Below are 25,070 nucleotides of genomic sequence, written 5' to 3'. Positions count from 1 at the left end.
TGAAAGCAAATGAACTAATCCTCGTGCCTTTAATCATCAATTGTTTACAGATTTAAAATCTAAAATATTTCCCATGTCAAAACACACCCGGCACCGCGCCTCATATTGTTCCTGAGCCCCCACCAGAATTTGATCTCTGGAGGGGATCAGGCGATAGGAATGAGTGGCTAGACTACCACATTGCTGACAAATGGCATGCAATTTCGTTACATATTCAGAAACAGCCATCAATCCCGGAACAGGACCAAACGGTTTACCGGAGAAATCCATGTCCAACCCAGCCATAATAACCCGTTTTCCTTTGCGAGCCAATTCCTGCGTCACATCAATGATCTGATCATCGAAAAACTGAACTTCATCGATTCCAATTACTTCATACCCTGCGGCTCCATCCAAAATATCGGAGGATTGATGAACTTTTTGACTTAGTATGGTCGTCCGGTTATGCGACACAACCAATTCTTCACTGTATCGATCATCCAGAGCCATTTTAAAAACCACCACCTTCTGATTGGCGATTTCTGACCGCTTGAGTCTTCGAATCAACTCCTCCGTTTTTCCGGAAAACATCGATCCGACGATGGCTTCCAGCCATCCACGCCTTTGGTGGTGAAATTGTGGTTCTAAAAACATATTATATTTTTATATCATGTAAAAAAACGTATATTTACATCGGCGGGCTATTTTACTGCTTTTTGCTGGTAAAAATGCTCTCCAATGCTGTTGATATTCTCAAAAAGCCACAGATGATGCCATCCAATGGAGTGCTGTGGCAATCTTGAAATCGATTTTTTCGTTAGTTACAAAAAACCACAGAAATGCAGACCAAAAAAGCCAAATATCATCTAAAAAGGATCGAAACTATTCTTTCATTGCATGAGGACAGTTTGTCCAGATTGGACCGGGATATTCTTTTGGAAGATATCAGGCAATTGTATGACCTGGTTCTGAATCACGACGAAGTTATTTCTTCTCAAGAACAGCAATCATTTCATGAACACCTCGCGACGAATCCGGAATCGGTGATTGAAGAACCAGTAAGTGCGGCGGTCACCCCACCAGCTCAAGAGAACAAGGCGCAAGTATCCGAGCCTCAAGAACCTTTGTCGAAGCCTGAGCAAACCATCTCCTCCTCGGAACCGGTGCAAGACGAGCCGAAGCCTCGTACAGAAGTTACCCAGAACCAGATAGAGCCAGAGACTACAGCCCCTGCTGTGTCCCAGGAGGAGAAAGTAGTGCCCCCCCACCCCAGTTTCAGCAATACTGAAGAATACCAGGATCATTCTGCATCTGAAAAAATGAATGGAACTTCAGATAGTCACACATCAAACCAACCGGAAACCGAAGAATACGAAGATGTAATGGTCAAGGAAAATGAATCCTACCCCGAACTATTTGATTTCCCGAGCACTTCAGATCTATCCGATCGCTTAGCCAATACAAAAATTGAACATCTGAACAAAGTGCTTACGATCAATGACAAGATCTTGTTTATCAACCATCTTTTCAGCGGAGAAGCCATACCCTTCCAAGAAAGTTTGAAAAAGTTTGAGGGTTTCTATACCTACGAAGAAGCAAAAAAATACGCCTCGGAGGAATTGGTACAAACCTATAACTGGACTGTTGATGAGAAAAAAGAAACCATTCGGCAGTTTATGCGACAAGTGAAGCGGTTGTATTCTTAGGTTATGGTTTGTGGTTTGTGGTTAGTATAATATCTCATATTTTACACATAGCGTCACTTAGATTATCCATAAAAATCTGGTGGACGCTCGAATCCATCTGCGTAAGCATTGCCAGAGTGTATGTTATTCTGACATTCAGCGGTTAAAACCAGCTTGCCTCGTATGGAATTTGGGGCCGATACGGGGGCACGGAGCGTTGTATAATATGGACTGGCATTCTACCTAGTTGGGTGCTTTGTTTTTCAGAAAGGTAGTACCCCATACTAAGGATTACCCCAGTCCGTCAACAAATGCTAAGAAGCCCCATATCGGCGAATTTGCCCAGTAGGACTATATCCAAAGGGCGAATTAGCTGCGGTCTGTAGCCTCCACCACCCAGTAAGTTTAATGACCTGGATAATAGTTCATCGTAAACGGTAAATACTTTTGCCATTTATAGAATTTGAACTCAGGCCTTTCCTCTAAAATCACTATATTCCACCTTTTATGAACCAATTCATATTCCCTACCATCATGGAATCAAAAAAACTATGGGAAGCTGATCAAAAGACCATTCAGAAAAGCCACTTAGTTCATTTTATCAATTGGTTGAATAAATCATATCAATTGGACCTCCCCCAGGACTACGAAACTCTTCATCAATGGTCCGTCGACCACACTGAGATGTTTTGGGAGTCCATCTGGAAGTTTTTTAACATCATCAACCACCGGTCGTACGACGCCATCACCAATGGACTCGATATGCCTGACACCCGTTGGTTTCTCAATGCACAGATCAATTACGCGGAACACATCTTCCGGAACAGTACGACGGAATTTCCGGCGATCATCAGTAAATCAGAAATCAGAGACACCGAAGAGCTGAGCTGGAAAGAACTCGAAGATAAGGTAGCTTGGCTCCAGAAATATTTAATGGACTCAGGGGTCGAAGCCGGAGATTGCGTAGTTGGATTTCTCCCCAATATTCCCGAAACAACGATATCCTTCCTAGCTGCAAACAGTCTTGGGGCGATTTGGTCCTGCTGCTCGCCTGATTTTGGAGCAGATAGCGTGGTTGACCGGTTTCGCCAAATCCATCCCAAGATCTTGATCGCAACAGATGGGTACAGTTATGGCGGGAAAAATTTTGACCGAAAAGAAGTAGTCGCCGAGGTGGTTCGACAAATACCGTCGATAGAGAAAGTGATCATCGTTCCATATCTGGAGAGTGAGCATGATGCATCTTCCGTTCCGATACCTATTGGATCGGAAACAGATAAAGCAGCTAACAAGTATGTCTGGTGGTCGACCATTTTAAAAAAAAATAAAAATGCACCGGAATTACGATTCACGCCGGTCGAATTCAATCACCCCATTTGGGTGCTATATTCTTCGGGCACAACCGGTCCGCCCAAGGCCATTACGCACAGCCATGGGGGGATGTTGTTGGAACATATCAAGTACATGGCTTTTCACAATGATGTACACCGCGGTGAACGCTTTTTTTGGTATTCAACCACGGGATGGATGATGTGGAACTTTGTCCAAGCCAGCTTATTGGCCGGAGCTACGGCGGTGCTTTATGATGGAAGTGCCGGTTACCCTAATCTATCTGCATTATGGGATTTTGCAGAGGAAGCAGAGATCCACCATTTTGGAACCAGTGCTCCTTTTATCGTGGCCTGTATGAAAGCAGGGTTGAACCCGGCAGCAGACCATTCATTCGTCGCATTGCGGTCCATTGGATCAACCGGAGCTCCACTCCCTCCGGAAGGATTTGATTGGATCTATGACCACATAAAAAAAGATGTATGGCTCTGTTCCATGAGCGGTGGAACGGACGTTTGCACCGCATTTGTAGGCGGTTGCATTATGAAACCAGTGTACGAAGGATATATCCAGTGTCGCGGGCTTGGTGTATCACTACTGGCATATAATGATGACGGTGAATCCGTGCTTGACGAGACTGGAGAAATGGTGGTAACACGCCCCATGCCCTGTATGCCCATCTATTTTTGGGCGGATACAGAAAACCATCGTTATCGAGAAAGCTATTTTTCCTATTATCCCGAGGTCTGGCGCCATGGGGACTGGGTGGAGATCACAAAAAAAGGTATGCTGCGGATACTGGGGCGGTCCGATGCGACATTGAATCGGCATGGTGTTCGCATTGGAACCGCAGAAATCTATCAGGTTCTGAATAATTTTGAGGAGATTGAAGATGGGTTGGTTGTGAATCTGGAATTAGCTAACGGCGATCACTACATGCCACTATTCCTCAAGTTAAATCAAGGGGAGAGTTTAACTGAAGGTCTGATTGATAAAGTAACCAAACAGTTGCGGGCTACCCATTCTCCCCGACATGTTCCAGACCAATTCATAGCTGTAGAAGATATACCGTATACTATCAGTGGTAAAAAAATGGAAGCACCAGTCAAAAAAATATTGTTGGGAAAGGATACGAAAAGCACACTCAACCCGGATGCCATGCGCAATCCGGAAAGTCTGGAGATATATAGAAAAATGGCCGAAGAGGAAGATTTTAAAAAGGATGAATAGGCGCTACCTTAGCGTTTTCCAACCTGCTACCACAACAGGTTGGTATCTACATTAACCTGACGAGCGCCTGCGATACAATGGATATTTTAAAACAGACTGGGTTCACTTACCTCAAATGCATCGGGGACGATTGACCGACCTGTCAGCGGGATTTTCTATCGCGCCCAAACAATCTGACAGGTCAGCATTTAGCACTTAACCCGCTTATTTCACCACGTCAATCTAGTATGATGCATAGTATGCAATGAATCAAATTGCTTAATTTCCAAAAATGGGTCTATTACATAGCCCAATTTTGGGTGACGTTTGACTATTGATTCATAGACAGAGCCCTCCCACAGCCAAGGCGGAGACAGGTCGGTTCACTCATCCAAGGTTCACCGAACCTTGTGCCCCGGCTAAGCCGAGGATTCATTGGCTCATCTCCATCAAAGATGGATTTACCATCTTTGTTCTGGGTTGCACTCCGACTATATTCAGTCATTCCTTGCATCTGCACCTGTCTAACTGCCATTAAAACAATAATCAACGCCAGGTAGGTAAATCAAAAGCCATGAATTTTCCGGGTTAAAAAGAATATCCCAATCGAGCACAAATATATTTTCAGGTTATTCACCCGCGTAAAACAAAGCATACGAGGCTTCACGGACACCATTCATTTTAAGGTAAAAAGCACCACCGGTATGCCTGACACTTACGTTCTTATATCTTAAATCCGATCGTCAATCCAATATCGGAAGTTCTGGTCTTAATATCCACAGACGGAACCACTGCATTATTCAATGCATACGGGCTGTAGTTATAGCCATTGGAACGATTCATATAAGCCAGATCCAGGTACCAATTGTCCCCACGAAAGCCAAACCCAAGACTAAATCCTTTGGTGTTCTCAAACTGGTCCATCGGAGAAGAATACATAAAAATACCACCTCGAAGCCGGAAGGCATTGAGGACATATTCCCCGCCCAACCGGAGGTTCAAAGCGCTGCTAAAGTCGTTTTCGATCTGGCGATTCAGATCATTCTGATAATTCTGATCGGATATCCCGGCACCTTTAAAGTCAAATTTAGAGAAATTATACCCTACATAATCTATTTCTCCGTTAATAAATCCACTGCGTCCAATCTTATAGGCTGCTCCAGTGGACACCCGCCAGGGATTAATAAACCGGTATTCAAACTGGCTTTCTTCCGTATCCGCCTGAGCTGATTTTTGAGCATTATTTTCTGTCCATTCATATTGAATGGTATTTCTAAAATTATCTGTCAGATTGAGTACTGTAGGACTTGCCAGGGACAAACTCCAGGAAACAGCCGGTGTAAATTTTACAATGGCTCCGATCTTCGCATTTACACCTACTCCGTTGGTCGAGAGGTACTCATTAAATCGCAACCGATCAAATTGAGGAACTTCATTGCCTTTATCGTCTTCTATGTAGGCTTTCTTACTTTCAAAATTGATAAAATCCAATCCAAGTGTTCCACCAATTAACAATTTATTCCGGTAATTTCCGGCAAATGTAATTGCAGCTTCGCTCCATCCCCCCTCCGTATCCAATAATTGACTGCGATATAGTTTTTTATCTTCATTGCGAAAATAATCATACTCATACAAACCATCACCTTCGAGGTCATAGATCACTCCTGCACTATAGGCTGGACCGGCTTCGAGATAACCAAGATCATCCGGGTGCAATCCATCTCCCAGAGCTGCCCACCGCTCACTAATACTACCCAGGGTATTTCCTTCATAAAAAATTTCATTGTCAAACTCAGCTAATTTGTTGTAGGTAATACTAAAGCTTTTGGCCATCCAGCTTTTGTTGGGTGTATAAGTGGTGAATACAATTCCACCTTGAGGTATGGTCATCTCAAAATCGGAGGATCCGATTTTTCCTGTGCCACCATTAATCAAAGTTGCATCATTGGAGAATACAGATACATCCAAAGTTCCTGAGACCTCACTTTTCCAAAAAGCGGCGATCCCGGCTGGATTGTGACTGGCCACACTCATATCTGCACCGATGGCACTCATTGCTCCGCCTAAACCATTGAACCGGGCAGATCCTGTGGGTGTCTGAAAGGAGTATCGGTATGCATCCAGGATGTTCTGACCATGTACACTGCTTCCTAAGATCAACATGAACAATCCCATTATTATATTTCGATATTTCATCGTTCTTCTGTTTTATTAAAGAATACTATTGTTGCTCTATTTCTTATCCAATCCTATTGGTATAACATCCATATCGGTCACCACTATACCTTTTCGAGAGCGAGCTATCCAAAAAAAAGGCTACCTAATTTTATAAATTTACTAGGTAGCCCGATATATATTTAATCCCTTGTCATACAGGTCCTATTCGAACCAATCATCTCTATTCTCCTATCGTGGAGAGCTGCGTCGTGATGACGATGATGATGAACCGCTGCTTCGTGAACTGGAGGAACCGCTACTGCTCGATGGCGTGTAGCTTCTCCGAGATGGTGCACTGCGGTTAATAGTTGAACCTGAATTCCGGGATGAAGGCGTATAATCTCTTCCTGAACTTCGGCTGCTTGGTGTATACGTACGCCGGCTTGAACCTGACGAAGGGGTATAAGACCTCCGAGGTGATTCCTTGGAAGGTGTATACGAATTCCTTCTGGAACTACTTCGTGGTGTATAGGTGCTTCGATCTCCGGAAGATTTTTGTTCTACCCGGGATGGTGTTCTGTACACCCGATTTGTTGTTCCTTTTCGATCCGGAGTATACGTATTGGACCTTGGGGATGCATTTGTATTTGTCCGTCCAGATGTCCGCGGACTCAATTTTTGATCTCCGCTGCTGCGTACGCTTCCTGTCGTCTTATTCGATCGATCACTGGAGCGTGGTGACGTTCTTGTTGTCGGCTGGACATATCCATCGCTACTATTACTACCGCTTGACCGAACCTGAATCCGTCCATCACGGGCTGTAGGAACCAATCCGGCTCCACTTGTCCGGGCACCGTTGTTATAGTAAACCGGACGTTCACCGTGGTTTACATTATTGCGGTATACGTAAGGATATCGGCTGCCATAAATTCCACCGTCATAACCATATCCGTATCCATAACTGTTGTACGCCAAAATCGGATCGTAAAAGCCATACCTATACGGGTTATAGAACCGACCATACATGTTACCATAGTGCATTGGATATCCCATGCCAAAATGTGAGCCTAAACCATATCCCATGCCAAATCCAAGCGAAAAGCTCAGTCCGGGACGGTAGAAAGGACTTCCAAATCCGGAAAACCGGTATGGGTTGTAGAATCGATGCGGGTGGTACATACTTCCCATCATGAAGAAATCATCGTACATGAATGGGTCGTAAAAGAATCGGTTTCGGTGAAACCGGTTTATTCTTCGCGTGTACGCATAGTCATCGAAATAATAGTTCCCTTCGGAATAATCATCGTTGTAATAATCGTACTCGTCATCGTCATAGGCGTATTGTCCGTCATCCATCCGTGCCCGGTCGTTGTTTCGGGTATAGTTATAGGATTGATCCGAAGAACTTCCTATATTGGAATTGGAACGCTGACTGGTAGTTGGAGCCATGCTATTTGTACTGGCAGCATATACATCTTTCGACGGGTCAAAATAAACATCGTCGAATTGGGCATATGCGGCTCCGGTGTAGGCTACCATCGCGACAACCAAAAAGCCGATATGTTTCATAAAATTTTTCATAATCTATTTTTATTTCTTAGCGTTGTCAAATATCTCTCGTCTAATTTATTACTTTTGAGGCGAAATGTTAGTTAAAATCCATTAAATCTGGAGGTCCACTCGATTTTTGTCATCTGTTCTATCTTGCACTCATCTATATGACGTAAAATGAGGCCGAATAGTTTCACGATTAACAAAAATTTATGAGGAATTCCTGATTTTCGATAACTCTATAATATACAACGAATCATATGGCCAAATCGATTGCATCCAGAGCAGAAAATTATTCACAATGGTACGTGGACATTATAAAAAAAGCCCGGCTTGCAGAGCATTCTGCAGTCAGAGGAAGCATGGTGATCAGACCTTATGGATTTGCCATTTGGGAAAATATGCGCGATCAGCTGGACCGCATGTTCAAGGAAACGGGACATATGAACGCTTATTTTCCATTGTTTATCCCAAAATCATTTTTAAGTCGAGAAGCCGATCATGTGGAAGGGTTTGCAAAGGAATGCGCCGTAGTTACGCACTATCGCCTGATGAACAACCCGGATGGTGATGGTATCATAGTTGATCCGGAAGCCAAACTTGAAGAAGAACTCATCGTCCGTCCCACCTCAGAAACTATTATTTGGAACTCATACCGGGATTGGATCACTTCGTACCGGGACTTACCCATCTTAATCAACCAATGGGCCAATGTCGTTCGCTGGGAGATGCGGACTCGTCTTTTTCTTCGCACCGCCGAATTCCTGTGGCAGGAAGGACATACCGCTCATGCCACAAAGCAGGAGGCCATCGGCGAAGCGGAAAAAATGCACGAGGTGTACGCCACTTTCGCAGAGGAATATATGGCAATGCCTGTTCTACGAGGGACAAAGACCGATAGCGAAAAGTTTGCGGGTGCACTCGAAACTTACACCATAGAGGCTTTGATGCAAGATGGCAAAGCATTACAAGCGGGTACTTCTCATTTTTTGGGTCAAAATTTTGCCAAAGCGTTTGATGTAAAATTCGCTAACGAGGAAAATGAGCAAGAATATGTATGGGCTACTTCCTGGGGTGTATCTACACGGTTGATGGGTGCGCTGATCATGACCCACTCTGATGACGATGGTTTGATCATCCCACCCAAAATTGCCCCGATTCAGGTCGTGATCGTACCGATCCCTAAACCCAATGATCAAGTAGATGAGGTCGCTCATCAAATCATGGATGATCTGAAATCGAAAAATATAACCGTCGAATATGATAATGACCCCAAAAGTCGGGTTGGATTCAAATTTGCTGAACACGAACTCCGCGGGGTTCCTGTCCGGATCGGCATAGGGAAACGTGACCTTGAAAAGAACCAAGTCGAGATTGCCCGACGTGACACCAAAGAAAAATCCTTTGTTTCGCTCAATGGTGTATCTGATTACATTGAAAATTTATTATCTGATATCCAGGATAATTTGTTCAGCCGGGCATTGGAGTTCCGCAAAGAGCACACCACAGAAGTGGATACCATGGAGGAATTTGAATCGGTCATCGAATCAAAAGGGGGCTTCATCTATGCCCACTGGGACGGGAGTCCGGAGACCGAAGAAGAAATTAAAAAACGCACCAAAGCCACCATCCGGTGTATTCCCTTGAATGCTGTGGAAGAAGAGGGCACAGATATGATCTCAGGGAAACCTTCGAAAAGGCGGGTGGTGTTTGCGAAAGCGTACTAGGATTACTGGGATTACTAGGATTACTAGGATTTATAAGGATAGTAGGATTCAATGGCACATGAAAAAATATTGACATCTGACAACTAATCTTCAGGCAACCATCAAAAAGATGCGTGCTCACAAAAGCTTACTAGGATTACTAGGATTCAATGGCACATGAAAAAAGATTGACTTCTGACAGCTAATCTTCAGGCAACCATCAAAAAGACGGGTGTCCGCAAAAGCTTACTAAGATTAGTCGGATTTATAAGGACTTCGGTAAGCGATAGGTGGACAGCTCTCGGGCGAAAATGTTTTCATAAGCATCATCAATTACAAATGGTATTACTTTAGGGTGTAGATATCATATTACGTTATTACTCAAGAATTTTAAAATCCTGCTTGTTTTATATATAATTAAGGAGTCAGTTGGTTTTATAATTAAAATATTTTATTCCATGGTTTGACAACTTAACAAGAACGCAGACACTAAAGGATTCCTTCCACGCCCTAAAATCAAGCGTAAAGGTGTAACACAATATAGTGTTAAGCTAAGAGATATACTATTAATTAGATCCATTAAGTTATATATTATGTGTCCATCGCCATAAAGCCGCAAATTTAATGCACCAATGACAAAGTACATCACCATTCTCGTTATATCATTATCTTCCATTGTCGTCACTTTAGCCCAGTCTCCCGAAGGAACATGGGTAACCATAGATGACAAACGCAATGTTGATATTGCTCACGTCAAAATTTTTAAGGAAAATGGTATGTTGTATGGGAAAGTCCTAAAGCTATTACCGGAAGCCCGGGTACGTACATGCGAAGGTTGCTCTGGCGACCTCAAGGATAAACCTCTGAAAGGTGTCACTCTGATCACAGATGTCAAACCCACAGGAAATAAATACTGGTCCGGAGGTAGGCTACTCGATCCAAAATCGGGTCGGCAATACTCTTGCAGTATTTGGTTGGATGATCCAAACACCCTTAAAGTAAGAGCTAGCTTTGGTATATCATTGATCGGAAGGACACAGACATGGAGACGGCTTCGTTAAATAATAATTCTGGAATATAATTGATAAATTAGGCGCCAGTATTGATCTACTGGAGTTTCGTTCTTCTACACCGTAATTTAAAAAAGGAGACGGGTCTTGACGGTAAGTATACTGCTCAAGCTACAGTACTCTACCGTAAAATCTTAATGGCTGAGCAGACTCGAATCGACCATCAATCTTTAACCACCAATGATCAACTATCCTTGAAGGGCTGCCACGCCACCTACGATTTCAGAAATTTCATTGGTGATGGCTTCCTGACGGGCTTTGTTAAAGCTGATGCGAAGATCTTTGAGTAGATCATCTGCATTTTCTGTAGCCTGATCCATCGCCGTCATACGTGCGCCATGTTCTGCTGCATGCGTATCCAGAATATACTTCTGGAACTTGATGTGTAATATCGATGGGATCAACTGCTCTAAAACAGTATTTTGATCAGGTTCAAAGATATAATCCGCCCGATAGTTGCCATCCGATTGAATCTCCTGCCGGCTGATGCCAGACAATTTACGCACTGGCAAAAATCGTGAAGCACTGGGAATCTGAACAGCTGCGTTTTTAAACTTGCTATATACTACTTCAATCCGATCGACCTTCTCATCCAAAAATCGATCCATCAATTCCTGAGAAACCCGCATCAAATTCTGATAATCGAGGTCTTCAAAAAGGTTGATATAATCCGTATTCAACGGGATCTCCGGAAAATTCTTTTTGATGTAATCCGCCCCCTTCTTACCGATCGAAAGTATTTCTACCTGTCCCTGACTCACTTGTTCTGCAAAGGTGTTCTTGATCAGGTGCACGGTTTGTTTGATCAGGTTGGAGTTAAACGCTCCGGCCAGACCCCGGCTAGAGGTGATTAACACGATTAATATTTTCTCAGGTTCTTTGGTGCTGCTGAATTGATTATTCACATCCTCGTCCATATTGGATAGAATGTTGCGCATGATGTGATCCAGTTTCTCAGAATACGGTCGCAGGCGGGTAATCGCATCTTGTGCGCGGCGGAGTTTGGATGCCGACACCATTTTCATAGCCCTGGTGCTCTTCTGTGTATTGATCACCGAACTGATTCTTTCCCGTACTTCTTTTAAATTAGCTCCCATCGATGCGTATTTATATCTAAATTCTTAAAAAACCTTACCCAAACATGGTTTCAATATCTGCGACCAGATTTTTCATTTTATCAATATCTTCATCCAGCAATTTGCCATTTCGGAAATTCTCAAGTATTTCAGGATGAGCGGATCGCATTTGTGATAAAAACTCTGCTTCAAATTCCTGAACTTTATCCACAGCTACGCGACGCAAAAGATTGTTCGTTCCCAGATAAATGATCGCGACCTGCTCACCAACAGGTACCGGAGCGTATTGATCCTGCTTCAGGATTTCAACGTTACGTGCTCCTTTATCCAATACAGATTGTGTGGCCGGATCCAAATCTGACCCAAATTTTGCAAAAGCCTCCAACTCACGGAATTGTGCCTGATCCAGTTTCAACGTACCAGATACTTTCTTCATGGACTTGATCTGAGCCGATCCCCCTACCCGGGATACAGAGATACCTACGTTGATGGCGGGCTTGATTCCTGAGTTAAATAGATTTGTTTCGAGGAAAATCTGTCCGTCCGTAATTGAAATCACGTTGGTCGGAATGTAAGCAGAAACGTCACCAGCCTGTGTTTCAATGATGGGCAATGCGGTCAATGATCCACCGCCTTTGACCAGTCCGGCATCCACCAGAGACTGAGGCAGGTCATTCATATTTTGGGCGATTTCATCATTATCAATCACCTTTGCAGCCCGTTCCAATAAGCGCGAGTGGAGATAAAACACATCACCAGGATATGCCTCACGTCCGGGCGGTCGTCGAAGCAACAAAGACACTTCACGATAAGCCACCGCTTGCTTGGATAAATCATCATACACGATCAGTGCTGGTCGTCCTGTATCGCGGAAAAACTCCCCGATAGCAGCGCCGGCGAATGGCGCATAAAACTGCATGGGAGCCGGATCGGCAGCTGAAGCACTGACGATAACGGTATAAGCCAAAGCACCTTTTTCTTCCAATACCTTGGCAACCTGAGCCACGGTAGACGATTTCTGTCCTGATGCGACATAAATACAATAAACCGGTTCGCCGCGGTCATAAAATTCTTTTTGATTGATAATGGTATCAATCGCGATGGCAGTCTTACCTGTACCTCGGTCCCCAATAATCAATTCCCGCTGTCCACGACCGATGGGAATCATCGAGTCAATCGCTTTAATTCCTGTTTGGAGTGGTTCAGATACCGGTTGACGATAGATCACACCAGGGGCTTTACGCTCCAGAGGCATATTATAAGAAGTCCCTTCGATCGGTCCTTTTCCGTCAATGGGTTCCCCAAGCGGATTAATGACCCGGCCGAGTAAACCTTCTCCCACGTTAATCGAAGCGATCAAGCCAGTTCTTTTCGCACTGGAACCTTCAATAATATCATCGCCTTCACCCAAAAGTACAACCCCCACGTTGTCTTCCTCCAGGTTCAAAGCAATCGCCTGAGTTCCGGATTCAAATTCCACCAATTCCCCCGCCTGGACACTGTTCAATCCATAAATCCGGGCGATACCATCCCCTACCGACAATACGGTTCCAACTTCTTGCAATTCCGCTTCGGTTTTAGCACCAGAAAGCTCTTGCTTGATAATCGCGGAAATTTCATCAGGTTTTATATTCGCCATAACTTAAAAAATTTTGTACTCTGGTATTAATTTACCAGCTTTTGTTTTAGTTTATTCAGTTTGCCTCTTACTGAAGCATCGTATTGTTTGTTGTTGTATTCCAGTATAAATCCACCAATAAGATTTGGGTCGACCTTGGTTTGGATTTCGATGTTTGGTTTGGTCGTACCGGACGCTTTGACTTTTTCTTTAATTCGATCCAGTGTTTTTGCATCCAATGGTTTTGCAGAAGTCACGACCACCTGGGTTATTCCTTTGTATTCATTGTACTGCTGAAAAAAGGTATCCACCATATCGGGCAAAACATCCTCCCGCCCTTTTCGCGTAACGACTTCTACGAACTTCAAAGTCAATGGCGACCATGCGTCAGCAAATATTTTTTGTAAAATGGCATTCTTCTTCTCGCCCCGGACAGTGGGGTTCAATAAAAGGTTGGCCAAATCCCGTGATGCTAATGATCCTTTGAAAAGCGTCATATCATCGAAGACTTGATCCACCTTGGAGGTTTCAATAGCCAGATCCAATAGAGACCTGGAATACCGTTCTGCTACACGTACTGATGCCATTATACTATTCTGTTATGATAAATGAATATCGTCCACCAATTCATTGACCAGTTGTACCTGTTCTTTATCTTCGGACAGATTTTTCTTCATGACCAGCTCGGACACTTCCAGTGCCAATGCCGTCACCTGATTCTTCACATCGCGCAAGGCTGCTTTCTTTTGATTCTCGATTTCCACATTAGCCTGTGCCACGATCGCGCGGGCGTCTTCCTTGGCTTTCTCTTTGGCATCTTCGATCATTTTACTGCTTTGCAGCTTAGCCTCTTTGATAAGTTCTGCACGTAGTACTCGTGCTTCATCCATCATCCTGGTGTTTTCTTCTTGTATGCGACGCAATTCTTCCTTTGCCTTACTGGCATCAAGCAATGCATCCTGGATGTGGTTTTCCCTTTTGACCAGTGCATTTGCAATGGGTTTGAACGCAAATTTTGCGATCAAGAACCAGAAAATCAAAAAGAACAAAAGCGACCAGAAAAACAAACCCGGTTCCGGTCGAAGGATATTAAATTCAGCTAATACGAACATATCTGGTGGTTAACTTTTTTTCAAAATAAGGTAGTTTATCTGCCAATCGCAGTATAAACTACCTTTTCTCAATTTCTGTACCTGCTTAAGTCAGGAATATAGACAAAACGATCGCGATCAAAGCAACCCCTTCTACCAGGGCGGCCATCAAGATCATGTTTGATCGAATGTCATTCACTGCTTCAGGCTGACGTGCAATAGATTCCATGGCTTTACTCCCGATCCATCCGATACCAAAACTGGCACCGATCACGGCGATTCCTGCTCCTATTGCTGCAATTGATCCTGTCATAATTAAATTATTTATATGAAATGATTAAATCCAAATTTTTATATATCAATGTGCTTCTTCAATCGCAGCTCCGATATAAGATGCTGACAATATGGTGAACACGAACGCTTGAACCAAGGATACTATAATCTCCAGCGCCATCATAAACATGGCCAATACAGATGAAAGCAACAACCCAGGTGCGGAACCAGCCATATTTTGACCGGCATTATTAAATATAAACAGCAAACTGACGAAGATCACGATCATAATGTGCCCCGCCGTGATATTCGCAGCCAAACGCAAAGTCAATACGATGGGCTTCAAAAACAACCCGATAAACTCCACCACAGACATGATCGGCTTCACAAAGGTCGGAACCCCGGGCATCCAAAACGTATGCTGCCAGTAAGCTTTCGTCCCGTTGATATTCACTACGATAAAAGTCACAAAGGCCAAAGCCAGGGTAAACGTAAGATTACCCGTCACGTTGGGATTTCCGATAAAAGGGATCTGACCAATAAAATTCAAAGTCAGTATCAGAAAAAACAAAGTCATCAAAAAAGGAAGGTATTTCAAATAAGCTGCCCCCAAAAATGGCTTAGCCACCTCATCTCTGATGAATATAAAAATGGGCTCCAAAAACGACTGGATCCCTTTAGGGGCCTGCAGCGGATTGTCCTTGTACCGTCGCGCTGACTTTAAAAACACCCAGAGCAACAGCAACATGGCCACGACCATTGTCACTATATTTTTAGTAATAGAGAAATCATAAAAGGACGTCAGTCCGCCTCCGAGCACCCCTCCGTCCAGGGTAGATTTATTATCTAAGCGGTACGTATTACCATTGTGCGACAAATAGACGACTTCTGCATCGGCACCATCCTCTTTCGATTCGGTTTGAAAAGTATATGGATGGTCTTCTAACGCTACTTTGCCACCGGGAAAACTTTTATCGGTAATTCGTCGCACAACACCTTCCACCAATACGTACCGATCCACTGCGTAATGACCATTCCCATGATGCCCTATACCAAATTTGCCACTGGAGAACATTTTCAACCCATCCTCCGGGGCATAAAGAATCATCGGTAACGGGATCTGTGCAAATCCAAGTGAATACACATTCTGATCAGAAATATGATGCAATGTCGTATTGGTCGGATCATATCCTTCCTCCGTCAAGTCCTTTTCATCGGAATCGATGTGGTGATCCTGTGTGAATCCCATTTGAGGACCCAGGATTCCTGCTAAAACGAGGAGAAACAGACTGATTTTTAAGGTCAATTGACGGCTCATAGGCATCGTTATAGTAGCGCTTTTTAAAAGATGGGGCAAAGATAGGATTAATCCCTTTACTAGGCAAAGAAAAGAAGAAACTAATTTTGGAGAATGTCGGAATGTACCTAAACTACCTTCTGTGTCTCTGGCATGCATGTCCGCATCCGGTGTGCTCACCCTTTTACATACTACTCTGTGTCCGAAGCTCGGATGCACCTGCTTCATTCATTATGTCGGAAAAATGGAGACCACATGAACACGATAATGCAAAATAAAGAAACCAGACAGAATTTAGCTCTGTTTGTTTGTAAGAGATAGAGCTCTAACCTCCTGGTATCAGATCTCAGAAACCCGTTCTAGATTACGTGAACCGCGCTTCATTAATAACAAAACGGCTCTAGTGCTTGAAGAACTAAATGCCTAATACTAAATTTCCTGCCCCAGTATGGGCCCGTATGGGCAGGCCTTGGTGATTTTCGCAGATTTACCTTGCCACTGGCGAGTAGATTTCTGCGTTGATCTGGGTAATTTGCCTGCAACCCTTGACTGCGCGTGAGGGTGGCAATTAACACCTTTTATATCACCCACAATACCCAAGAACCTACCTGTTGTGTCGCGATAAATCATAAGAACAGGTCTAATGAGCTGAGCAAAATCTAATACCCGTGATTCTTTCCCGAACGAGGGTGGCCAGGTGTAAGCCCTCTCGCTCTCCCGCTCTGCTCCCACCACAGAATTCTTTACCCTCCATCCCGCAACACTTAGTGCAAATAGCCTTAAGAAATTAAAATTTGTATCACTAGTCACTATGCATTCATATCGGATATACTCAAGCACGAAAATACAAGAAACTAAACATTTTCCTCTTTGACTGAGTTCACCAATTTTTGCTCAATCCAATACGTCAAGATTGATGCGGCGACCGAAATCACACCGAGTTTGACGAAAAAATAATCCGGAAAACTATCCACTCTACCCAATAAGTTAAAAAAACCACCGATGAAAAAAGGTATCCCAAAGTAAAGGATAAACTTTGATACCATTATCAATTTTTTACTCTCCACAATAATATATTTAAAGTTGTGAAATCACTGATGTCGATGCACCACTAATAACTCCTACTACACCTGCTGTAGGTATTCCGCCCAATAATGGATTTGGTATCGCAGTTGCCCCACCGGATGAGACTAATGAAGTAGCTACTCCAGCAACAGCTCCAACAGCATCACTAATTATAAATTTACCAAATTTTTTCGACGACACCCATCTAGTAAACCAATTTTTCCTCAATTTTATTTTAGTATTACTAATTTTAGCAGATAGTATTTCATTATAGCCGAGTCCACCTAAGTTTCTAGGAAACCATAATTCAACGGAAGATTTAACCACACGAATAAAGTCTTTATATTGATTTCCAATGTCACTATTAATTTTTCTCTTTGAACTAAATTTTTCAATCTTATCTTGGATAATATTAACTAGAGCGCTTGGGTTATTATTATAAATAGCATGATAATCAATACTATACAGATAACTTTCAAATTCATTTATTTCTACGATTAATTCATTAGATAATTGAGACTCTAACGCAATGGATTTCAAATCTATCTCTTCCGTTTGATAAATATCCTTAAAATTCGAAAAATCAATTTCATTAAGAATATTAACATATTCAACTTCATCAAAGCCAAAATGGGCTGAAATTTCTGATTTACCAGTGAGTAATACATCTTTTATATCTGAACCACAATGATAAACATCGTCAAAATTTGAATTATCAACAATATACTTTGCAATGTAGTTATGATAGGTACCAATCTCAGTTGGATCTAGGAAGATTTTTACAGGTATAGAATTATCACCATCTTTACTGCAACTTAATAAAAGCAGAACAGAACAAAAAATAATTATTTTAATTGAATTCATGATAAAATAAATTTATAATCTACACTTACTCTTTTCTTTATTGTCGCTTTTCAGTAATTCCCGACTTTGCACGTCATAGCTATGTTGTAGCGCCGGCGGACTTTGTGCGCCGAAGCTCTGCAAGAGCGAAGACGTACCTTGCGTACCATAGCTGCAGGGAGCGTCCAAGTACTTTATGGGCCAGCCCTACAAAAGCTAAAGCATGCGTTGCGTGCCATAGCTCCCATGGAACTGTTCGCTGCAAGAAGGACATCATACAATAAGATTGATCAATCAGTATTAAATATAAGTCAACTATTTAATTCCTAAAAGCCAATTTCGCTTACTGAATTTATGCAGAAAGGAGAAATGTTCTTGTGTATTAGGATTTACGAATTTTTTAGTCTATATTAAGATTTATCAAAAATATTTGTAAGCGAAATCCCAAAAGATAGCATGATCATGTTCGTGAACTTAACGTTGCCATCTTATGAGGAATCGGGAATTTTTACAGGAATATAAAAAGAAGCTTAGATCCTGTCGCTATGCAGCCAATACGGTGAATACCTATCTCCATTGTGTAAAACCGTTCCTTAGAGAATTTGAATCACGAGAACTGGAAGAAATATCAGAAAGGGAAGTGACGCAATTTATTAACAGATATAGATCAGAGAAACAGATCAGTGAGTCATATGAAAGTCATATGTTGACTGCCATAAAGAAGTTATTTCACTTGGTATTTAACAAGGAAATGGAGCTGAGAAAGATATCTAAAAGCAATTTGAAAAGAAATCTACCCCTTCATATAGATAATCGGGAAATAAAACGAATGATTGATTCCTCTCCAAATTTGAAGCATCAGTGTATAATAGGGCTTCTATACTCAGCAGGACTGAGGGTAGAAGAAGTCATAAATCTGAAAAACTCAGCTGTTGATTTTACAGATCAGCAAATACACATGAGAAATCCGAAAACAAAAAAGGAAAGATCACTACCCCTCTCGCCATACCTGATTCCGTATCTAAAAAGTTACCGAAGATCTTATTCGAATGAACGACCTGTTTTCGAAGGCTATAAGAATGATGTTTTGTGCCCGAGAACTGTTCAGCAAATAGTGGGAAGTACAGCCCGGTTAGCGGACATAGAACAAGATGTTTCACCTACCATGTTGAGAAATAGTTTTGCTATACATCACCTTCAGGCAGGAACCCGGCCGGAAGTAGTCCGGAAACTACTGGGGCTCGGATCGGAGCAGTCTATTCATAAATATATTTTGGTGGCTAACCAGGAGGGTGAAAGAATGAAGAGTCCACTGGATTAGGAAGTTGTTCATAAACGCTCTCACTTTTGAAATTACCCAAACAATAATCCAAAGCTCCTGGATTACATGAACCCTGGACTATTGAGACCACAGAAGAAACGGTTTCAATTAATAGTCCGAGCTGGAGCTCTGACCTCTCGGTGGCAACTTCCCGGGAAGAATAAAAAAATCCCTGCCACCCTTATGGGCGACAGGGATACCTTTATGAGCCATATAAAAATTTCTTTGCCTTCTTATCAGGTGGGAGGCATCACGCTAGCCGCTAAGCTTTGCAGCAGATTCCTTTCACCAAAGTGAGTTATTTCGCTACGGAGACGGCTCGTTTCTCCCGGATCACCGTGACCTTGATTTGTCCCGGATACTGCATTTCTTCCTGAATGCGCTGCGATATCATAAACGACAAATCATCGGCGAACTCATCGCTCACTTTTTCACTTTCCACAATGACACGTAACTCGCGTCCGGCTTGCAGTGCATAGGCTTTGTGCACCCCATCATACCCCAAAGCAAGATCTTCCAGATCCTTGATCCGCTCCAGGTAGCTATCCAGGATTTCTCTTCGAGCACCGGGACGCGCTCCTGAAATCGCATCACACGCCTGCACTAAAGGCGACAGGATGTTGTTCATCTCAATTTCATCATGGTGTGCGCCAATCGCATTGCAAACATACGCATTTTCTTTGAATCGTTCAGCCATATTCATTCCCGCTACGGCATGGGACAATTCATTCTGTTCTTCAGCCACTTTCCCAATATCATGCAACAGCCCGGCCCGCTTAGCCAATTTGATCATTTTACGGGGCAAACCGATCTCTGCGGCCATGATCGCACATAAATTAGCTGTTTCTATCGAGTGTTTGAGCAGATTTTGACCATATGACGAACGGAACCGCATCCGCCCGATCATGCGAACGAGGGCCGGATCCAGACCGTGAATGTCGAGATCAATAACGGTGCGTTCTCCGATTTCTTTAATTTGCTCTTCGAGTTCTTTTTTGGTTTTCGTCACCACTTCTTCGATTCTGGCCGGGTGGATCCGTCCGTCAGCCACCAATCGTTTTAAGGACAACCGGCAAATCTCGCGACGTATAGGATCAAAGCTTGAAATCACAATGGCTTCCGGGGTATCATCAACCACGATCTCTGCACCAGTAGCTGCTTCCAAAGCCCGGATATTCCTTCCTTCCCGTCCAATAATCTGGCCTTTGATATCATCAGACTCCAGATTGAACACCGTCACGGTATTCTCAATCGTGAATTCGGCACTCATCCGCTGGATACTTTGAATCACTAATTTTTTAGCTTCTTTGCTGGCCGTCGATTTGGCTTCTTCCATGCGTTCTTTGACCAGGGCCATGGCCTCATTTTCTGCTTTTGCTTTGACTGCCTCGAGAAGTTGTTCTTTGGCTTCGGCTTCTGTCAACTTAGCTATCGATTCCATTTTATCGATAAATATTTCATTGGAGCGGTCCAGTTCTTCCCGTTTCTTGGCGATGATTTGTACCTGGCGATCCAAGTTTTCCCGGATATTCTGATTTTCCTGCTCCAGAGATTCAAGTCCGTCTGCTTTGGATTTAATCTCTTTTTCCAATCGGCGGATGTCTTTTTCTTTACTTATGACTTCTGCCTCTCTTTCTTTAAGTTCTATTTTCTTTTTCCCGCGGTATTGATCATAATCAGATTTTAATTTGGAAAACTTTTCTTTAGCTTCCTGGATCTTTTTCTGCTTAATGGCTTCATTCCGACTTTCAGCTTTGGCCATCGCTTTTTCGGCCTTCGTCTCTGATTCATCAATGATTCGTTGGGCAGAAAGCCGGGCTTCCTGAAGGACCAAATCAGCTTTTTTATTTAATTCGTCGATTTGAGATTTACTTGATCGCTGGAAATAGGTACGAATCACAAAGTATCCGATCACCGCTCCCAGAATCAACCCTCCGACAATACTCAGTATTAATTCCATGGTTTTTAGTTTTGTTAGCCGTCGCGCTCCAAGTTGTTTTATCGGAAACGACAACCAATTATTAAAATATAACGTCGAAGGAATTCTACCGCAACGCTGGCTTAAAAGCCGACCCCATCGCAGCATGGAAAGTAAAAGATAAGAAGATCACAACCTGAGCAAACCTTATTGCAATAGTTTATCGAGTAGGTCATCAACCTGGTCAAAGCTGTCCATCAGCTCATCTTCGCCAGGAAATACTTGAGTCTCAGTCTCTTTTTGAACCATCAGTGACAAAACAGTCATCGCCAGTGCTTCTTCCAGTTTCTTATCCGGATACCGAATCTGGATATCCTTCAGCGTAGTATTGATTTTTGCGGAAATGTCATGAATCTGATCTGCCTCAGACTCATGGACCTTCACGGGAATATTCACCCCCCCAATAACTACTTTTAAACTTTTAGTGTCGCGGTCTGACATTTATTTAAAGTTTTTGCAAGTCTTCAATGCATGCATTAATTTTGGACACATATTCGTCAATCTCCACATTCCATTTTTCAACCTGGTCCTCACGAATTGCCACGGATGCATGATCATTGTCTATTTCTTTTATTTCCTCCCTCTCGCCTACAAAGTTATTACTTTTATTTTTCTCAATTTGTTTTTTTAATCGAACATTTTCAGACAAGAGCTGCATATTCTGCCTTTTGAGCATGGACATCTTCCCTCCTACCTGTCGCAATTTATGGTCTATTTGATTCAATCGTTCTTTGATAGAGTCCATATAATATTATATTTATCGGAGATATATCCCCCACTTTTTTTGCAAGTTATCCAAAATTTTTGACACTTTCTTATCAACTTCTTTGTCCTTCAAGGTCTTCTCCGGGTCAGAAAACACCATTTTAACACCATATGATCGTTTCCCTTCACCCAGCTGTTCTTCGTCTTCGTACACATCAAATAGGTCCACCTCCCGAATAAGCCGCCCGCCTACTTTACCGATCTCCTTTCTGATTTCCTGAAACGTAACGTCTGAAGTGACGATAAGCGCCAAATCCCGCTCCACAGTGGGATATTTACTGATCGGTGCAATGGTCCGCACTGTCGAGACCATCTGAACAGCAGCAGACCAGTCGATATCTGCAAAGTAAACATCATTGCGAATATCAGTTGAAGGAAACTGACTAAGATCTATCAGGCCGAACCGTGCAACTTCTGTTTTCCCACGATGAATGCGGACGCCATACCGGTATTTTTTATCTGTCAGCATACTTTCCTGAAGTCCCTTAATATTTAGTCCTTCCAAAATCTGCATGACTACAGATTTTAAATAATAAAATCCTGCAGGCGGTTCCGGCATCACCCAATTGCCCGCCTCCTCGTTCCCGGAAATGGTTATCGCAAGATGACTTTTCTCGGTAAATCCATCGTTGATGTACTTATACGAACGGCCAAACTCATAAAACCGAAGTGACTCGTTTTGGCGTTTTTGATTGTACTCCACGATCGAAAGTGCTGAACCGACCATGTCCGGACGCATAATTTCCAGATCCTTATTGGAGGTATTGTTTATCCGAACGAGCGCATCGTCAGACTCATCGGTCAAAAAACGGGGTAAGGTAAACGACAATGCCATCGTTTCATCAAATCCCATGCCCGATAAAATCGATGATACCTTGTCTTGATATACGAGTTGCATATCCCGTTCCCCGCTGTCCAAGGCAATTTCCATTTTCCCGTCGATGGGAATATTGTTAAAACCATAAATCCGCAACACCTCTTCGATGACATCAGCTTCCCGGACCACATCCACCTTACTCGTCGGTACGGCAATTTCCAGCTCATCCTCTTTGCGGCTAACTACTTCCATTTGCAATGCCTCTAGTATAGTCAGAATTTTCTCTTCCGGAATTTCTACGCCGACAATCTTCCGGATCTGGGGTAATCGGACTTTGACCGCTTTTCGTTCTATCTTTTCTTTATATTCATCAGAAACTTGGGAGGTAATGGACCCGTTTGCAAATTCTTTAAAAAGCAAAGCCGCCCGTTTTAAGGCATAGGTCGTCACAGAGGGATCGCTTCCTTTCTCAAAGACCCGGGCTGCATCTGTCCGAAGGTTGTGCCATACACTTGATTTCCGAACTGATGTGGCATTAAAATGTGCCGATTCCAGAAAAATATCTTTGGTGTCTGCCGTCACTCCTGAATGAGCACCGCCAAAAACGCCAGCGATACACATGGGTTCATGGTCCGAATTACAGATCATCAAATCATTGGCGGTCAGTTTCCGCTCCACTTCATCCAAAGTAACAAATGCCGTATTCTCCTTAAGGCACTCTACATAAACATGGCTTCCTTTTAGTGCCCGCAGGTCAAAGGCGTGAAGCGGCTGTCCCGTTTCATGAAGAATAAAATTGGTGATATCGACCACATTATTAATCGGGCGTACCCCGATTGCTTTTAAGCGATCCGACATCCACTTCGGCGATGGCCCCAGTTTCAGTCCACTGACGGTCAGACTGGAATATCGCGGACACAAAGTACTATCTTCTACGTGTACGCTAATGTCATGATCTACACTATCCGCATGAAACTGACGCACATCCGGCAATTTCACTTCGTAAGGTTTATCGTGTTGATAGGTCAATGCTGCAGCCAAATCCCGGGCGACTCCAAGGTGGCTGGTCGCATCAGACCGATTCGGAGTCAAACCTATTTCATATACATAATCCGTCGTCACTTCAAACAACTCTGCGGCTGGTTGTCCAATCTTCACTTCAGGATCCAGGACCATAATTCCATCGTGACTTGTTCCCAAACCGATTTCATCTTCTGCACAGATCATGCCTTCAGATACTTCTCCCCGAATCTTACTTTTCCGAATTTTAAACGGTTCGCCGTCCTCGGGATAGAGCATGGTCCCCGGTACGGCTACGACAACTTTTTGTCCCTGAGCTACATTGGGAGCCCCACAAACGATGTGCAACAATTCGGATTCACCAACATCGACCGTTGTTTTCTGCAAACGATCTGCATTGGGATGGGGCTCTACGCTGCGTACTTCCCCGGTAACGATTCCTGCCAATCCCCCAGGTACACTTTCGACTTTCTCAAGCCCTTCTACTTCCAAGCCGATCTCCGTAAGAATTTCTCCCAATCGTTGGGGTGTTTCTTCAAAAGTCAAATAGTCTTTTAACCAATTGTATGATATTTTCATCCTGCGTTTGCCGTATTTTCAAAAGAAGGAGCAAAGATATTGATAATAGTAGATAGTTCATAGCATATGGTTCATTGATTGTAGTCAAGCAAGCTCAAAGTATCACACAGAGCGGAGCCGAGGTGGGAAAGGAGAAAGCAAGAAAGCTCAAAGACTCAAGCTGAAAGCTTAACGGGGAAAGAGGAAGTATTTTATTAATAAAGGATCAAAGAAATTGCTCACAATTTTCTAAACACTTGATACGATGACTAATGATCTTCAAATACTTCAAAACATTTTGGTAAATCAAAAAGCCCCAACTCAATAAGGACGTGTGATCACAGCCGCGGTCGTGAGCCCCTGGAAGATGTGATAGTTTTGTTGAGTCCTGTAGGGACGCAAGATATACCTCTCCCCAGCCAAGGACAGTCTCAATTAGGTTATTCAATACAAATTTTGGATCTGGCAACCCATAGTACCGCTGTAGGGGGACTGTCAAGTAGTTTGTGTATTTGTGGAGTTCAAGAAGACTTTCCAAAAAATTTTGTGTTGAGCGGAATTGATCTGATTTTGTGAGTCTAAAAACTTTATACTATGAAAGATCAAACTCAAAAATTACTCGATGAATTGGTCAATCAGATTGCAGACAAGGATGAACTTGC

At 43.1% G+C, this 25,070-nt stretch carries 19 protein-coding genes; 5 read left to right on the top strand and 14 right to left on the bottom strand.

All coding sequences use genetic code 11. From position 1 onward, the window contains the following. Nucleotides 1–36: 36 nt before the first annotated feature. Nucleotides 37–633, bottom strand: a complete 597-nt coding sequence (locus KUV50_RS08880) for a thymidine kinase (protein ID WP_222579779.1) — start codon at nt 631–633, stop codon at nt 37–39. A 185-nt stretch (nt 634–818) separates the two neighbouring features. On the opposite strand from KUV50_RS08880, the gene KUV50_RS08875 reads away from it, so the two are divergent. Further along, complete coding sequence (locus KUV50_RS08875; protein ID WP_222579778.1) at nt 819–1,685, top strand: hypothetical protein; 867 nt, start codon at nt 819–821, stop codon at nt 1,683–1,685. Nucleotides 1,686–2,171: 486 nt separating this feature from the next. Further along, the gene (locus tag KUV50_RS08870; protein ID WP_261395073.1) at nt 2,172–4,223 is read left to right on the top strand and encodes an acetoacetate--CoA ligase; all 2,052 of its coding nucleotides are present in this window, start codon (nt 2,172–2,174) and stop codon (nt 4,221–4,223) included. A gap of 702 nt (nt 4,224–4,925) precedes the next feature. On the opposite strand, the gene KUV50_RS08865 is transcribed toward KUV50_RS08870, so the two are convergent. Together KUV50_RS08865 and KUV50_RS08860 are read right to left on the bottom strand one after the other, a co-directional pair. Beyond that, nucleotides 4,926–6,398: an OmpP1/FadL family transporter gene (locus KUV50_RS08865; RefSeq protein WP_222579777.1), complete on the bottom strand. Its 1,473-nt coding sequence runs from the start codon at nt 6,396–6,398 to the stop codon at nt 4,926–4,928. A gap of 210 nt (nt 6,399–6,608) precedes the next feature. Beyond that, nucleotides 6,609–7,940 carry a hypothetical protein gene (locus KUV50_RS08860; RefSeq protein ID WP_222579776.1) on the bottom strand — a complete coding sequence of 444 codons (1,332 nt, stop codon included), beginning with the start codon at nt 7,938–7,940 and terminating at the stop codon, nt 6,609–6,611. A gap of 230 nt (nt 7,941–8,170) precedes the next feature. Between KUV50_RS08860 and proS the strand changes: the two genes are divergently transcribed. Together proS and KUV50_RS08850 are read left to right on the top strand one after the other, a co-directional pair. After that, nucleotides 8,171–9,637, top strand: coding sequence for a proline--tRNA ligase (gene proS / locus KUV50_RS08855; protein WP_222579775.1), 1,467 nt, complete (start codon nt 8,171–8,173; stop codon nt 9,635–9,637). A gap of 611 nt (nt 9,638–10,248) precedes the next feature. Beyond that, a complete protein-coding gene (locus KUV50_RS08850) occupies nt 10,249–10,677 on the top strand; it encodes a DUF2147 domain-containing protein (RefSeq protein WP_222579774.1) in 429 nt (142 codons plus the stop codon). Between the two features lie 197 nt (nt 10,678–10,874). Here the strand turns inward: KUV50_RS08850 and atpG are convergent, their stop codons facing one another. The 7 genes from atpG to KUV50_RS08815 form a co-directional block, all read right to left on the bottom strand. Beyond that, the gene (gene atpG, locus KUV50_RS08845; protein WP_222579773.1) at nt 10,875–11,783 is read right to left on the bottom strand and encodes an ATP synthase F1 subunit gamma; all 909 of its coding nucleotides are present in this window, start codon (nt 11,781–11,783) and stop codon (nt 10,875–10,877) included. A 34-nt stretch (nt 11,784–11,817) separates the two neighbouring features. Then, nucleotides 11,818–13,401 carry a F0F1 ATP synthase subunit alpha gene (gene atpA / locus KUV50_RS08840; protein WP_222579772.1) on the bottom strand — a complete coding sequence of 528 codons (1,584 nt, stop codon included), beginning with the start codon at nt 13,399–13,401 and terminating at the stop codon, nt 11,818–11,820. A 26-nt stretch (nt 13,402–13,427) separates the two neighbouring features. After that, nucleotides 13,428–13,967 carry an ATP synthase F1 subunit delta gene (atpH, locus tag KUV50_RS08835; protein ID WP_222579771.1) on the bottom strand — a complete coding sequence of 180 codons (540 nt, stop codon included), beginning with the start codon at nt 13,965–13,967 and terminating at the stop codon, nt 13,428–13,430. A gap of 12 nt (nt 13,968–13,979) precedes the next feature. Beyond that, nucleotides 13,980–14,492, bottom strand: coding sequence for a F0F1 ATP synthase subunit B (gene atpF / locus KUV50_RS08830; protein WP_222579770.1), 513 nt, complete (start codon nt 14,490–14,492; stop codon nt 13,980–13,982). Nucleotides 14,493–14,577: 85 nt separating this feature from the next. Beyond that, nucleotides 14,578–14,784, bottom strand: coding sequence for an ATP synthase F0 subunit C (gene atpE / locus KUV50_RS08825; protein WP_261395072.1), 207 nt, complete (start codon nt 14,782–14,784; stop codon nt 14,578–14,580). Nucleotides 14,785–14,829: 45 nt separating this feature from the next. After that, nucleotides 14,830–16,062, bottom strand: a complete 1,233-nt coding sequence (gene atpB, locus KUV50_RS08820) for a F0F1 ATP synthase subunit A (RefSeq protein WP_222579769.1) — start codon at nt 16,060–16,062, stop codon at nt 14,830–14,832. Nucleotides 16,063–17,118: 1,056 nt separating this feature from the next. Beyond that, a complete protein-coding gene (locus KUV50_RS08815; protein WP_222579768.1) occupies nt 17,119–17,970 on the bottom strand; it encodes a hypothetical protein in 852 nt (283 codons plus the stop codon). Nucleotides 17,971–18,439: 469 nt separating this feature from the next. On the opposite strand from KUV50_RS08815, the gene KUV50_RS08810 reads away from it, so the two are divergent. After that, nucleotides 18,440–19,270: a tyrosine-type recombinase/integrase gene (locus KUV50_RS08810; RefSeq protein ID WP_222579767.1), complete on the top strand. Its 831-nt coding sequence runs from the start codon at nt 18,440–18,442 to the stop codon at nt 19,268–19,270. A gap of 298 nt (nt 19,271–19,568) precedes the next feature. On the opposite strand, the gene rny is transcribed toward KUV50_RS08810, so the two are convergent. The 4 genes from rny to pheT all read right to left on the bottom strand — a co-directional run bounded on the left by rny (nt 19,569) and on the right by pheT (nt 24,429). Then, entirely contained in the window at nt 19,569–21,230 is a 1,662-nt protein-coding gene (gene rny, locus KUV50_RS08805) for a ribonuclease Y (RefSeq protein WP_222579766.1), read from the bottom strand. Nucleotides 21,231–21,395: 165 nt separating this feature from the next. Further along, entirely contained in the window at nt 21,396–21,689 is a 294-nt protein-coding gene (gene zapA / locus KUV50_RS08800; RefSeq protein ID WP_222579765.1) for a cell division protein ZapA, read from the bottom strand. A gap of 4 nt (nt 21,690–21,693) precedes the next feature. Further along, entirely contained in the window at nt 21,694–21,993 is a 300-nt protein-coding gene (locus KUV50_RS08795) for a hypothetical protein (protein ID WP_222579764.1), read from the bottom strand. Nucleotides 21,994–22,005: 12 nt separating this feature from the next. Continuing rightward, complete coding sequence (gene pheT, locus KUV50_RS08790; protein WP_222579763.1) at nt 22,006–24,429, bottom strand: phenylalanine--tRNA ligase subunit beta; 2,424 nt, start codon at nt 24,427–24,429, stop codon at nt 22,006–22,008. Between the last annotated feature and the right edge of the window lie 641 nt (nt 24,430–25,070).

Origin of the sequence: Membranihabitans marinus, from assembly GCF_019802045.1 — a bacterium.
Lineage (GTDB): Bacteria > Bacteroidota > Bacteroidia > Chitinophagales > Saprospiraceae > Membranihabitans > Membranihabitans marinus_A.
The sequence above is the reverse complement of the archived record's forward strand: the minus strand, read 5'-3'. Positions and strand labels throughout refer to the sequence as shown.

Excerpts from the sequence above, each read along its gene's own strand:
- KUV50_RS08880 (WP_222579779.1), bottom strand. The coding sequence starts at position 633 with ATGTTTTTAGAACCACAATTTCACCACCAAAGGCGTGGATGGCTGGAA.
- KUV50_RS08875 (WP_222579778.1), top strand. The coding sequence starts at position 819 with ATGCAGACCAAAAAAGCCAAATATCATCTAAAAAGGATCGAAACTATT.
- KUV50_RS08870 (WP_261395073.1), top strand. The coding sequence starts at position 2,172 with ATGAACCAATTCATATTCCCTACCATCATGGAATCAAAAAAACTATGG.
- KUV50_RS08865 (WP_222579777.1), bottom strand. The coding sequence starts at position 6,398 with ATGAAATATCGAAATATAATAATGGGATTGTTCATGTTGATCTTAGGA.
- KUV50_RS08860 (WP_222579776.1), bottom strand. The coding sequence starts at position 7,940 with ATGAAAAATTTTATGAAACATATCGGCTTTTTGGTTGTCGCGATGGTA.
- proS (WP_222579775.1), top strand. The coding sequence starts at position 8,171 with ATGGCCAAATCGATTGCATCCAGAGCAGAAAATTATTCACAATGGTAC.
- KUV50_RS08850 (WP_222579774.1), top strand. The coding sequence starts at position 10,249 with ATGACAAAGTACATCACCATTCTCGTTATATCATTATCTTCCATTGTC.
- atpG (WP_222579773.1), bottom strand. The coding sequence starts at position 11,783 with ATGGGAGCTAATTTAAAAGAAGTACGGGAAAGAATCAGTTCGGTGATC.
- atpA (WP_222579772.1), bottom strand. The coding sequence starts at position 13,401 with ATGGCGAATATAAAACCTGATGAAATTTCCGCGATTATCAAGCAAGAG.
- atpH (WP_222579771.1), bottom strand. The coding sequence starts at position 13,967 with ATGGCATCAGTACGTGTAGCAGAACGGTATTCCAGGTCTCTATTGGAT.
- atpF (WP_222579770.1), bottom strand. The coding sequence starts at position 14,492 with ATGTTCGTATTAGCTGAATTTAATATCCTTCGACCGGAACCGGGTTTG.
- atpE (WP_261395072.1), bottom strand. The coding sequence starts at position 14,784 with ATGACAGGATCAATTGCAGCAATAGGAGCAGGAATCGCCGTGATCGGT.
- atpB (WP_222579769.1), bottom strand. The coding sequence starts at position 16,062 with ATGAGCCGTCAATTGACCTTAAAAATCAGTCTGTTTCTCCTCGTTTTA.
- KUV50_RS08815 (WP_222579768.1), bottom strand. The coding sequence starts at position 17,970 with ATGAATTCAATTAAAATAATTATTTTTTGTTCTGTTCTGCTTTTATTA.
- KUV50_RS08810 (WP_222579767.1), top strand. The coding sequence starts at position 18,440 with ATGAGGAATCGGGAATTTTTACAGGAATATAAAAAGAAGCTTAGATCC.
- rny (WP_222579766.1), bottom strand. The coding sequence starts at position 21,230 with ATGGAATTAATACTGAGTATTGTCGGAGGGTTGATTCTGGGAGCGGTG.
- zapA (WP_222579765.1), bottom strand. The coding sequence starts at position 21,689 with ATGTCAGACCGCGACACTAAAAGTTTAAAAGTAGTTATTGGGGGGGTG.
- KUV50_RS08795 (WP_222579764.1), bottom strand. The coding sequence starts at position 21,993 with ATGGACTCTATCAAAGAACGATTGAATCAAATAGACCATAAATTGCGA.
- pheT (WP_222579763.1), bottom strand. The coding sequence starts at position 24,429 with ATGAAAATATCATACAATTGGTTAAAAGACTATTTGACTTTTGAAGAA.